Genomic DNA, 12,016 nt, shown 5'->3' with positions numbered 1-12,016 from the left:
CACGCTGGCCGAACGCAGGCTTGAATCCGTGGGTAACCCGGCAGGACGCCGGGTTAGCCGCGTTGGGCCATGGATGGCCCGTCGCGGCGGCCCACGGATTCAAGCCGGAGTGAGGGCACACCGAGCCCAAGCGAGGGGCCGAGTGGTGGGGCAAAGACCTTTTGGTTACTTTTGGCTGGGCCGGCATTCCGGGCGTTTGCCAAAAGTGACCCGCTGTAAGAGCGGAACCACCAGCGGCCGTTACCGCAGCAACGGATATGTACTCTCCCCCCCAAAAAAAGTCAGTCCAAATCACTCGCATCATGCCGCTCACGCAGCTGCTCCGAAACCTCCCCGGAAACCCGATTCACCCGCCGCCCCCGCTGCACCGCCGGCCGCGCCTCAATGGCGTCCGCCCAACGCAGCACATGCTTGTACTCATGCACCGACAAAAACTGCGCCGAATCCCCATACAACCGGCCTTTGACCAACCCGCCATACCAAGGCCAGATCGCAATATCAGCAATGGTGTACTCATCCCCGGCAATGTACTTACTCACCGCCAACCGCTGATCCAGCACATCCAGCTGGCGCTTGGTCTCCATAGCGAACCGATTGATCGGGTACTCCATCTTGCTCGGCGCATACGCATAAAAGTGCCCAAACCCGCCGCCCAGGTACGGCGCACTGCCCATCTGCCAGAACAACCACGACAAACACTCCGCACGCGCCGCCGGCTCATTGGGGAAGAACGCCCCAAACTTCTGCGCCAGGTACTGCAAAATCGCCCCCGATTCGAACACCCGAATCGGCGTATCCCCACTGCGATCCAGCAACGCCGGGATCTTCGAATTCGGGTTCACCGCCACAAACCCGCTGCCAAACTGATCACCGTCACCGATCTTGATCAGCCAGGCGTCGTATTCCGCGCCGGTATGCCCCAGGGCCAACAGCTCTTCCAGCAGGATCGTGACCTTCTGACCATTGGGCGTGGCCAACGAATACAGCTGCAACGGGTGCTTGCCAACCGGCAGTTCCTGCTCGTGGGTCGCACCGGCGATAGGCCGGTTGATACTGGCAAAGGTGCCGCCGCTTTCAGTGTCCCAGGTCCAGACTTTCGGGGGTACGTACTCGGTCATGCTCACTTCTCCTTGGTTTCATTAGGGGTCGACGCAGCCAATTGAGCCACGTTCCATCCGCCGCCCAGCGCCTTGATCAGGCCCACATTGGCGCTCAACTGCTGGGTTTGCAATTGCAACACGCTGCGCTTGGCTTCCAGCGCCGCCACTTGGGCGGTCACCACATCCAGATACGCCACGGCACCCTGGCGATAACGCGAGGTGGACAGGTCTTCGGCGTATTGCGCCGCCGCCGCCGCATCGCGCTGATCATCCAGCGCAGCGCCCAGTCCGGCGATTTGCGACAGGTTATCCTCCACCTGCTCGAACGCGCCCAACACCACGCCACGGTATTTGGCCGCCGCTTCATCGGTGGCGGCCTTGGCGATGTCCACCTGGGCCTGCCGCGCGCCGCCATCAAACAGGGTTCCTACCAGCGACGGGCCGATGGCCCAGAACAGGTTGGGCGCGCTGAGCAAGCGGGCAAACTCGTCACTCTGATAACCGCCTTGGGCGCTCAGCGTGATCTGCGGGAACCACGCCGCCTTGGCGACGCCAATCCGCGCATTGGCCGCAGCGATGCGACGCTCGGCCGCCGCAATATCCGGCCGGCGCTGCAACAGGCTGGAAGGCACCCCGGTCGGCACGTTCGGCAAGGCAATCGGCGCCACGTTCACGGCGACGCTATAAGTGGAAGCCGACTCACCGAGCATCGCCGCTATCGAATGCTCCAGCAGCGCCCGCTGCACCTGGCTCTGGTTCAACTGCGACTTGACCGTCGACAACTGCGTACGCGCCCGCGCCACATCCAGGCCGGAGACGATACCGCCGCCATGCAAACCTTCAGTCAGGCCAAGGGCCCTGGCGTAAGCGTCGCGCGTCTGCTCCAGCAACTGGTTCTGCCAGTCGATACCGCGCAGGCGGATATAGCTGTCGGCCAATTGCGCCTGCAGGCTCAGGCGTACCGACGCCAGGTCTGCCCTGGCCGCATCCGAATCGCTGGTGCCGGCTGCCACGGTGTCGCGCACGCGGCCCCACAGGTCGACTTCATAGTCGACTTCCAGGCCCAGGGTCGCGGAGTTGTAGACATCCGGTGAAGTGGCCGAGCGCAGCGGTTTGGTGTCTGACTGGCGAATGCGCTGGCCATTGCCAATGGCCGAGATCTTCGGGAACAGCCCCGAACGGTCCTGGGCCAGGAACCCTTGAGACTGCTGGTAATGCGCGAGCGCGGCGCTCAGGTCGGCGTTGTTTTTCAGCAACTGCTGCTGCATCGCATCCAGTTGCGGGTCGTTGTACACGCGCCACCAGCCATCCCGGTTGGCCTGATCGTTCGGCGTGCCGACCGTCCAGGGGCCTTGGGTGTGAAACTGCGCGGCCATCGGTGTTTGCGGCACGTTCAGCGGTGGCGCCAACGAGCAGGCGCCCAAACTCAACGTGGCGATCAGGCCCAGCACATTGCGCTTAGCCATGGGGTTTGACCTCAGTGGCGGCGACAGCCAGCTGCACCGAATCATCATCAGCCAGGCCATCGGGCGGCGTGTCGATCACGCGGTCGGCGGCCTGCAGGCCACTGGCGATTTCAACGCTGTCACCGAAATCGCGGGCGATGCTGACGGTCTTGAAGTGCACATGGTTGTTGGCGTCCAGGGTCGCGACGCGCATGCCCTTGTCATCGAACACCAAGGCGCTGGACGGCACGCGGATGACGTCGGCCTGCACCGGCAGGTCAAACTGCACGCTGGTGTAGCCGCCGGGCAGCAAGCGGCCACCGGGGTTGTCCACCAGCAGTTGCACGAGCGTGCTGCCAGAGGCGGCGTTGACCGCGTCGGCGGTGGCAATCACTTTGCCGGTAAAGGTTTCGCCGCGGTACTCCGGCACGCTGAGGCGCGCGGTGGTGCCTTCGCGAATCTGTGGCGAGAAGGTTTGCGGCACCTGCACATACACGCGCAGGCGGCTGACGTCGGCCACCGCAAACAGCTCTTTGCCGGCGGTGCCGCCGGCGCTGATCAACGCGCCTACGTCAGTGCTGCGCGCGGTGACCACACCGGCAAACGGCGCGACCAGATGCTGGAAGCCCTTGGTTGCGACCAGCTGGTCGACATTGGCCTTGGCCGCCGCCACTTTGGCTTGCTTGGCGGTCAGGTCACCGGTGCGTTCATCCACGTCCTGGCGCGACACCGAGTCGTTCGCCAGCATGGCCTGCCAGCGTTTGGCGGTGGTGTCGGCGAGGTGTTCATCGGCTTGGGCCGAGGCCAACGTGGCACGGGCCTGCAGCAGTTGCTGGTCGAGTTCCGGGGTGTCGATTTCCGCCAACACTTGCCCGGCTTTGACGCGGGTGCCGATGTCGACATTCCAGGATTTCAGGTAGCCGTTGACCCGCGCAAAGATCGACGCGCGTGAATACGCCTCCATCCGCCCCGGCAAGTTGAGCACCGGGCCCTGGGCTTGCACCACCGGTTTGATCAGGTTGACGCTGGGCAGCGCCTGGGCGTCGGTCCAGGTCTTGAGGTCGCGCGATTCACTGGCGCGCACGCCGATGCCGACACCGACGATGACAACCACCACGGCCGCGCCCCCGATCAGCCACAACAGGCCACGGGAAGACTTGGATTTAGAAACGGAAACGGACATGTCAAACCCCTTGGGTAACGGTGGTCGCACGCGTGGCGTGCTGGCGACGCCCGTGGACAAGACTGAAAATCAACGGAACCAGAATCAACGTGGCAATGGTGGCAAAGGCCAGGCCGCCGATCACCGCACGGCCAAGTGGCGCGTTCTGCTCGCCGCCCTCGCCCAGGCCCAAGGCCATGGGCGCCATGCCGATGATCATCGAAATGGCCGTCATCAACACCGGCCGCAGCCGGGTGAAGCCGGCTTCGAGCGCGGCCTGCACCGCATCGCCGTGCACCGCCAGGCGTTCGCGACAGAAGCTCACCACCAGAATGGCGTTGGCAGTGGCCACACCCATGCACATGATCGCCCCGGTCAGCGCCGGCACCGACAGCGGCGTGTGGGTGACAAATAGCATCCACACAATGCCTGCAAGTGCCGCCGGCAATGCGGTGATGATCACAAACGGGTCGGCCCAGGATTGGAAGTTGACCACGATCAGCAAGTAGATCAGCACCACTGCGCCGAGCAGGCCGAACAGCAAGCCACTGAACGCCGCGTTCATGGTCTGCACCTGGCCTTGCAGGATGACCTTGGAGCCGGTCGGCACTTCACCGGCGTGGGCGGCGATGATCTTCTGGATATCGGCGGCAACGCCACCGAGGTCGCGGTCTTGGATCGCCGTCAGCACTTCGACCACCGGCTGGATATCCGATTGGGTGAACACCGAATTACTGTGGCTGCGCTGGATATTCGCCAGGCCGCCCAATGTCTGGTCGGTGGCCGCCCCGCTGCTGCCACTCAACGGCAGGTTGTGCAGCGCCGCCAGGCTTTCAAGGCTGTACTGCGGGGTTTGCATGACGATCGGGTAAGAGATCCCGTTGGCCGGGTTCAACCAAAAGGTCGGCGCCACCTGGCTGGAACCGGCGAGGTTGACCACCAGGCTGTTGGTCACGTCACGCTCGGTAAGGCCGACCAACTGCGCACGGGTGCGGTCCACGTCGATATTGAACGTCGGCAGTTGCCGCGACTGCTGGATACGCGCATCGACCACGCCCGGCACGCGACGAATATCCCGCAGCAACGTACTGGCGTAGGTGAAGTTGCCCGCCAGGTTATTGCCGGTGATTTGCAGGTCAATCGGCGCCGACGAGCCGAAGTTGAGAATCTGCCCGACGATGTCCGATGCCGGAAACGAGAACACCGCACTGGGGAACTCGCGTGGCAGGGTTTCACGCAATATGCGCATGTATTCCGCCGTCGGGCGGTGGCCTTCATTGAGGCTGATTTGAATGTCGCTGTCTTGGGAACCCACGGTGCCGGTGTTGTTGTACACCACGTTGATACCGCTGATGGACAGGCCGATGTTGTCGACCAACGCCTTGAGCTCATTGGCCGGGACTTTGCGCCGGATCGCGTTTTCGATGTCGGCGATCAAATGCGCGTTGCTTTCCACCCGTGTGCCCACCGGGGCACGCACGTGCAGCAGGATCAGCCCGGAATCGACCTCGGGGAAGAAGTTGCGCCCCAGGAACGGCACCAGCGCAAACGACACCGCAACAAACGCCAGCAGGCCGATCACCACTGTGCGGCGATGGTGCAAGGCACTGTCCAACACGCTGTGGTAGCGCTCGCGAAACCCTTCAAAACGCCGTTCGAAACCGCGCTGGAAATTCACCAGCGGGTTGCGCGATGGCGCGTGCCCGTCCTCAGCGTGCCCATGCGGTTTGAGCAGGTAGTTAGCGAGGGTCGGCACCAGCGTACGCGACAGGATGAACGAGGCGATCATGGCGAAAATCACCGCTTCGGCCATCGGTACGAACAGAAAGCGCGCCACGCCGTCGAGGAAGAACATCGGCACAAACACGATGCAGATACACAGCAGCGAAACGAACGCCGGCGTGACGATTTGCGCCGCGCCGTCGAGGATAGCGGTCTCCACCGGCTTGCCCTGCTCCAGGTGCCAGTTGATGTTCTCGATGGTCACCGTGGCGTCGTCCACCAGGATGCCGACTGCCAGCGCCAGGCCGCCGAGGGTCATGATATTGAGGGTTTCGCCGAGGGCCGAAAGCGTGGCAATCGACGCCAGGATCGCCAACGGAATCGACGTGGCGATGATCACCGTCGAACGCCAGCTGCCAAGGAACAGCAGGATCATCAGGCTGGTCAGCGCCGCCGCGATCAAACCTTCACGGGCCACGCCGCTGATCGCCGAGCGCACGAACAGTGACTGGTCGCCAATCAGGTCGATGTTCAGGTCAGGCGGCAAGGCGGCCTTGTTGTCCGCGAGTTTTTCCTTGATCCCGGCGATCACGCCCAAGGTCGAGGCCGAGCCGGTCTTGAGCACCGGCAGCAGCACCGAGCGGTTGCCGTTCACGTGCACGATGTTGGTTTGCGGCGGGTTGCCGTCGCGCACGGTGGCCACATCGCGGATCAACACGGTGGTGCCGTCGGCGGTTTTGATCGGCAGGTTTTCCAGGTCATGGAAATCCGACGGTGCGTTGTTCAGTTGCAGGTTGAATTCGTAGCTGCCGATCTTCTGCGTGCCCACCGGCGTGATCAGGTTCTGCGTGGCCAGCGCGGTGGCGACGTCTTGCGCCGACAGGCCGCGCGCCTGCATGCGCGCCGAATCAAGGTCGATCTGCACCTGGCGGCTCTTGCCGCCAAAGGGGTATGGCAGCGCCGCACCGGGCACGGTGGTGAGCATCAGGCGCACCTGATTAAGGCCAATATCGCCCAGGCGCTGCTCGCTCAAACCGGGGCCCGACAGGGCCAGTTGCACGATGGGCACGGTCGAGGCGCTGTAATTGAGCACCAGCGGCGGCACGGTGCTGGGCGGCAATTGCCGCAGGATCGCCTGGGACACCGATGTGACCTGGGCGTTGGCCGTGCTGATGTTGACGCCGGGCTGGAAGAAGATCTTCACGATCCCGTAGCCATTCATCGACTGCGCCTCGATATGGCGAATGTCGTTGACCGTGGTGGTCAGCACGCGCTCGAACGGCGAAGTGATGCGCCCCGCCATCTGGTCGGGCGGCAGGCCGGTGTACTGCCAGATCACCGCGATGACGGGGATACGGATTTCGGGAAAGATGTCGGTCGGCGTGCGCCAGGCCGCCAATGGGCCGATGATCAGGATGAAAATAGCCAATACCAGAAAGGTATAGGGGCGCCGCAACGCGATGCGCACGAGGCTCAGCATAGGAGGTGATCCAGACAGGGGTTGGATGATCAAGCAGGCAGAGCCGTGCCGTTTTCCCGCCTCGCCCCATGCGTTTCCTGGGGAGTTTGTAACGACATCCGGGTCACAAAGAGGCATATGCCACGATATCCAATTTAGTGGCGTACGCAACTAATTTGTTTCAAGCTGTCTCAGTCTTCATCTGCGAGCTATCTTCGGTCTGAAAGGCCTTGTCCTGACAGGTCGCGCAGGCATAATCACCCGCGTCGTGTTTTGTATCAGAGAGTATCTGCCCTTGAAATCTGCCCCGCCTTGCTCCGAGAGCCCCAGCGCCTGCGTGAACGGTGCCGTGCGCCGTACGTCCCGTCGCCTGGGTCAGATCTATGACGAGGCGTATGCGCCCTGCGGGTTGAAAGCTACCCAATTTGCGGTGCTCAACCGTATTGCCAAGGCGGGTACGCCGAAGATGGGCGAGCTGGCCCAAGCCTTGGTGATGGACCTTTCCGCTCTCGGCCATACGCTTAAGCCGCTGGTACGCGATGGGTTGGTGGAACTGCAGGTGGACGAACTCGACCGCCGCACACGGCGGGTGTTGCTGACCGAACAGGGCAAGCGCACACATGCGGCGGCCAAGCGTATTTCGAACAAAATGGCGGAGCGTTTTGATCAGGCGTTCGGCCGGGAAGCGGCGGCGCAGTTGCGCCAGACACTGGACTTTATTGCCTCCGATGACTTTGCCAAGACGTTGCTGGCCAACTTGGAAGACTGAATGCGGGGCTTTTGAGTACATATCCGTTTTTTGGGTGATGGCGGGTATGGGTTCCGCCCTTACGGCGGGTCACTTTGGAAAAGCCCCAAAGTAACCAAAGGGCTCTTGCCCCACCACTCGGCACCTCGCCTAGGCTCGGTGTGCCCTCGCTCCGTACTACCTGCGTTCGGCCAGCGTGGTTTGACGGGGCGCCTAAGATCAAGATCAAGATCTACAGCACGGCGGCCTAGTAGCCGACCTGAGTGGTTAGATCAAAAGCAAGAGCGAGGCGGCCTGACAGACGACCTGATCGTGGAAACTGAACTGAGTTTAATGTGGGAGGGAGCTTGCTCTCGATGGCGGTGTGTCAGTCAGTTCATTTGTAACTGAACCACCGCATTCGCGAGCAAGCCCGCTCCCACATTTGGAGCTCAGTACATCAGGTAGATGTGTGTGTACTCGGTCAATGTGGGAGCTGGCTTGCCTGCGATGGCATCAACTGGTTATGCCTGAAGTACCGAGGTGCCTGCATCGCAGGCAAGCCAGCTCCCACAGAAAAGCAGCTCTGCTTTTGCTCTGCTTTTGCCCTGTTGCCCTGCTTTTGCTTCAACCACTCAGGTCGGCTACTAGGCCGCCGTGCTCTGCTTTTGATCTTGATCTGCTTTTGACTTTGATCTTAGGCGCCCCGTTAAACCACGCTGGCCTCACGCAGGCTTTGGAGCGGGGGTAAACCGGCAGGACGCCGGTTTAGCCGCGCTGGGCCAAGGATGGCCCATCGCGGCGGCCCCCGCTCCAAAGCCTGCGTGAGGGCACACCGAAGCGTGAGCGAGGTGCCGAGTGGTGGGGCAAGAGCCCTTTTGGTTACTTTTGGGGCTCTTTTCCAAAAGTGACCCGCTGTAAGAGCGGAACCGATATCCGCCTTCTCGCAAATAATGGATATGTACTAAAACCTACTCGCCTAGCCCCCCAGGCACCCGCACCCGCCACGCAATCAACAAAGCTGCCAGCAGCATCAAAACCCCAGCCGCAACAAACACGCCACCAATCCCACTCAAACTAAACATCGCGCCGCCCCCCGCAGCCCCCGCTGCAATGGCCGACTGCACCGACGCAACCACCATGCCACCGGCGCTTTCCGCCTGGTCCGGCACAGCACGCGCCACCCAGTTCGACCACGCCACCGGCACGCCGCCAAACGCCATCCCCCATAACGCCAGCAGCAACGCTTGCCCCGGCAGCGAAGCCGGCAGCAGCACCAACGCGAGCGCCGCAACGCCCACCAACACCGGCATCAGCACCAACGTACCGCGCGGGTTGCGCACCAGCATCCACCCGGCCAGCAGCGTGCCGACGAAATTGGCCGCGCCAAACCCCAGCAGCATCAACGCCAGCCCCTGAGCGCCAACCCCTGTGGTGCTTTCCAGAAACGGCCGGATATAAGTGAACAGCGCGAAATGCCCGGTGTGCACCAGCACGCAGCCGAACATGCCCATGGCAATGCCTGGGCGCAACAGCACCTCCAGCACGGTGCGCAGGCGCGCGGTGTCGGTCGGCGCCAGGCGCGGCAACGTGAACAGTTGAAACACCAGCGTCACCACCCCCACCGCAGCCGCCGCGACAAACGCACTGCGCCAGCCATACACACCGCCAAGGTAGCTGCCCAGCGGCACGGCGACGACGGTACCCACCGCAATCCCGCTGAAAATAATCGACAACGCCCGTGGCAGCAGCGCAGGCGGCACCAGGCGCATCGCCACGGCCGCCGCCATGCTCCAGAAACCGCCAAGGGCGATGCCCAACAGGATGCGCATCAACAGCAATACGGCCAGGCTGGACGAAAGCGCCACCAGCAGGTTCGACGCAATCATCAGAGTGGAAAAGCCCAGCAACACCAGGCGCCGGTCGAGGCCACGGGTCAAGCCCGGTACCAGCAAGCCGGCGAACAACGCCACCACCGCCGTCACCGTGACCGCCTGGCCGGCCAATGCCTCCGAGACCCCAAGGTCCAAGGCCATCGGCGTCAACAGGCTGGCCGGCAAGTATTCCGCCGTCAGCAGGCCGAACACCCCCATTGCCAGGGAGAACACCGCCATCCAGGCCGGGGTGGTCGGCTGCGCCCTGGTGCCGACATGGGCTGCATAATCATTCATCACAAAACATCCTCAGGAAATGAGCGAGGTCGCCAGTCTAGGTTCGCCCTCCAGGATGATCTATGATGCAAACCCTTGAGTTTTTGACCGAAACCCCGAGCATGACTTCAACTGACGCGTTTACCGTCTCTTCCGACCTCATCAATGAGCTGCTGCAGGGCATGCGCCTGCGCGGGGTGCAGTACCGTCGCATCGAAGCCGGGCCTGTGTTCGGCGTCGGTTTTGAGGCCACGCCCGGGCACGCGTATTTCCACTTCCTGGCCGCGGGTTGCGCCACCTTGAGCCTGGACGACGGCAGCCTCTACGCGCTGTCGGCCGGCAATGCGGTGTTCATCTCCCATGGCGGCGCTCATCAGCTCTTGTCGAGCCCGGGCGCAGCGGTGCGGGATATCGGCAGCTTCGAAGCGGCCTCGCTCGGTGATGCGGTGTGCGCCGTGAAGGCCCCCGCCGACGCCGACAGTTCAGCTGGCAGCTTGCTGTTCAGCGCCTGCATGGAATTTGAATTGGGCAGCATCCAGGGGCTGGGTCGCCTGATGCCGGCGATGATGCTGATCGATGCGCGGGGCCAGCGTTATCCGGGGCTGATGCCGATTCTGGCGACCATGGAGCGCGAAGTCTGCAGTGCCCGTATCGGCTACGCGGGCATCCTGGCGCGCCTTGCCGATGTGGTGGCGGCGATGATTGTGCGCGGCTGGGTCGAATGCGCCTGTGGCAACGCGTCGGGCCTGGTGGCCGCGTTGCGTGACCCGCGATTGGCGCGCGCCCTCCTCGCCTTGCACCAGCAACCGGGCCGCGACTGGAGCGTGGCCGAGTTGGCAGCGCAGGGGCACACCTCGCGCTCGGTGTTCGCCGACCGCTTCCAGGCGACCCTCGGTATTCCGCCACTGCGCTACGCCACGGAACTGCGCATGCGCCTGGCCAGCCAATGGCTGACCCTGGAGCGGTTGCCGATCGAAGAAGTCGCGCAGCGCCTGGGCTATACCTCCCAGGCCGCCTTCAGCCGCGCCTTCAAGCGCATTACCGGGCAACCGCCCGGGGCGAGTCGTGCCAGGAGCCCAGCATGAGCGACAGACTCCAAGACATCCTTGCCGACCACCTGCACGTGGTGTTCTGCGGCATCAACCCGGGCAAGGGCTCTGCCGCCCTCGGCCAGCACTTCGCCAATCGCAGCAACCGCTTCTGGCGCACGTTGCACCTGGCGGGTTTTACCCCGCATGAAATTCGCCCGGAGGATGGGCGCAGCCTGCTTGACTATCACTGTGGCCTGACCACCTTGGTCGAGCGCCCGACGGCGAGCGCAGGGGAATTGGCGCGGCATGAATTCACCGAAGCGGCGACGGCGTTTGAACACAAGATCCGCCACTGCCGGCCGCGCATCGTGGCGTTCCTCGGCAAGCCCGGTTACAGCGCGTTGTCCGGCCAGCGCAAGATCGCCTGGGGCTGCAGCCGCAGCGAATGGGCGGCGCCTCGGTGTGGGTGTTACCCAACCCGAGCGGGCGCAACCTGGCGTTCAGTCTGGAGCAACTCGTGCAAGCCTATCAGCCGCTGCGCGCGGCCATTGCGCAGGCCGGCCCGGAGCCCTTAATCTCTTGAGCCAAACACCCCGAGAGCCTTGGAGGCTGCATGAAACTGGTCGGCATGCTGGACTCGCCTTACGTGCGTCGCGTCGCAATTTCCCTTGAACTGTACGGGGTGGATTTCGTACACGAGTCGCTCTCGGTGTTCAGCACCTACGCTGAATTTTCCGCGATCAACCCGGTGGTCAAGGCGCCCACGCTGGTGCTCGATGATGCAACGGTGCTGATGGATTCCAGCCTGATCCTGGACTACTTCGAAACCCTGGCGCCGACCGACAAGAAGCTTCTGCCACACAACGCCGGTGCACGCGCCAAAGAACTGCAAGTGCTCGGCCTGGCCCTGGCGGCGTGTGAGAAAACCGTGCAGATCGTCTACGAGCACCACTTGCGCCCAGCGGAAAAATTGCATGAACCGTGGCTGGATCGCGTGACCGGGCAGCTGCTGGCCGCTTATTCGCTGCTGGAAACACACCTGGCCCAGGCGAGCGGTGAACGCCTGAACCAGGCCGCGCTGACGGCGGCCGTCGCCTGGTCGTTCACTCAGTTAAAACTGCCGACGGTGCTCAAGGCCCAGGCGTTTCCCAACCTGCAACGCCACGCCGATCAGCTGGAACAGCACCCGGCGTTCAGGAAATACCCCATCGAATAACTGG

At 63.1% G+C, this 12,016-nt stretch carries 8 protein-coding genes and 1 pseudogene; 4 read left to right on the top strand and 5 right to left on the bottom strand.

The annotated features are described in order from the left end of the window. Nucleotides 1–281 precede the first annotated feature (281 nt). The 4 genes from yghU to AC19YS_RS28050 are packed head-to-tail and all read right to left on the bottom strand — an operon-like array spanning nt 282 to nt 6,909. A complete protein-coding gene (yghU, locus tag AC19YS_RS28065) occupies nt 282–1,118 on the bottom strand; it encodes a glutathione-dependent disulfide-bond oxidoreductase (protein ID WP_500603139.1) in 837 nt (278 codons plus the stop codon). Nucleotides 1,119–1,120: 2 nt separating this feature from the next. Further along, on the bottom strand, nt 1,121–2,566 hold the full coding sequence (locus tag AC19YS_RS28060; protein WP_179608542.1) for an efflux transporter outer membrane subunit: 1,446 nt from the start codon (nt 2,564–2,566) through the stop codon (nt 1,121–1,123). Further along, entirely contained in the window at nt 2,559–3,728 is a 1,170-nt protein-coding gene (locus AC19YS_RS28055) for an efflux RND transporter periplasmic adaptor subunit (protein WP_179608544.1), read from the bottom strand. Before AC19YS_RS28055 ends, AC19YS_RS28060 begins: the two co-directional genes overlap by 8 nt. Nucleotide 3,729: 1 nt before the next feature. Beyond that, on the bottom strand, nt 3,730–6,909 hold the full coding sequence (locus AC19YS_RS28050) for an efflux RND transporter permease subunit (protein ID WP_500603138.1): 3,180 nt from the start codon (nt 6,907–6,909) through the stop codon (nt 3,730–3,732). A gap of 328 nt (nt 6,910–7,237) precedes the next feature. On the opposite strand from AC19YS_RS28050, the gene AC19YS_RS28045 reads away from it, so the two are divergent. Then, nucleotides 7,238–7,657, top strand: a complete 420-nt coding sequence (locus tag AC19YS_RS28045) for a MarR family winged helix-turn-helix transcriptional regulator (protein WP_124418887.1) — start codon at nt 7,238–7,240, stop codon at nt 7,655–7,657. A gap of 929 nt (nt 7,658–8,586) precedes the next feature. On the opposite strand, the gene AC19YS_RS28040 is transcribed toward AC19YS_RS28045, so the two are convergent. Then, a complete protein-coding gene (locus tag AC19YS_RS28040) occupies nt 8,587–9,786 on the bottom strand; it encodes an MFS transporter (RefSeq protein WP_500603137.1) in 1,200 nt (399 codons plus the stop codon). A gap of 65 nt (nt 9,787–9,851) precedes the next feature. Between AC19YS_RS28040 and AC19YS_RS28035 the strand changes: the two genes are divergently transcribed. The 3 genes and pseudogenes from AC19YS_RS28035 to AC19YS_RS28025 all read left to right on the top strand — a co-directional run bounded on the left by AC19YS_RS28035 (nt 9,852) and on the right by AC19YS_RS28025 (nt 12,012). Continuing rightward, nucleotides 9,852–10,850 (top strand): cupin domain-containing protein, encoded by a 999-nt coding sequence (locus AC19YS_RS28035; protein ID WP_448201525.1) that lies wholly within the window; start codon nt 9,852–9,854, stop codon nt 10,848–10,850. Further along, a pseudogene (gene mug, locus AC19YS_RS28030) lies at nt 10,847–11,379 on the top strand (G/U mismatch-specific DNA glycosylase). The gene AC19YS_RS28035 and the pseudogene mug overlap by 4 nt, the downstream one beginning before the upstream one ends. A gap of 30 nt (nt 11,380–11,409) precedes the next feature. Beyond that, entirely contained in the window at nt 11,410–12,012 is a 603-nt protein-coding gene (locus AC19YS_RS28025; RefSeq protein WP_119736126.1) for a glutathione S-transferase, read from the top strand. The last annotated feature ends 4 nt before the right edge of the window (nt 12,013–12,016 follow it).

The sequence above is a fragment of the Pseudomonas sp. MF08831 genome (genome assembly GCF_059862645.1).
Note: the sequence above shows the minus strand (reverse complement) of the source record. Positions and strands in the feature narration are given on the sequence as shown.

What these genes read in the sequence shown, in the direction of transcription:
- AC19YS_RS28055 (WP_179608544.1), bottom strand. Translation starts at nt 3,728, where the DNA reads ATGTCCGTTTCCGTTTCTAAATCCAAGTCTTCCCGTGGCCTGTTGTGG.
- AC19YS_RS28040 (WP_500603137.1), bottom strand. Translation starts at nt 9,786, where the DNA reads ATGAATGATTATGCAGCCCATGTCGGCACCAGGGCGCAGCCGACCACC.
- yghU (WP_500603139.1), bottom strand. Translation starts at nt 1,118, where the DNA reads ATGACCGAGTACGTACCCCCGAAAGTCTGGACCTGGGACACTGAAAGC.
- AC19YS_RS28025 (WP_119736126.1), top strand. Translation starts at nt 11,410, where the DNA reads ATGAAACTGGTCGGCATGCTGGACTCGCCTTACGTGCGTCGCGTCGCA.
- AC19YS_RS28035 (WP_448201525.1), top strand. Translation starts at nt 9,852, where the DNA reads ATGCAAACCCTTGAGTTTTTGACCGAAACCCCGAGCATGACTTCAACT.
- AC19YS_RS28060 (WP_179608542.1), bottom strand. Translation starts at nt 2,566, where the DNA reads ATGGCTAAGCGCAATGTGCTGGGCCTGATCGCCACGTTGAGTTTGGGC.
- AC19YS_RS28050 (WP_500603138.1), bottom strand. Translation starts at nt 6,909, where the DNA reads ATGCTGAGCCTCGTGCGCATCGCGTTGCGGCGCCCCTATACCTTTCTG.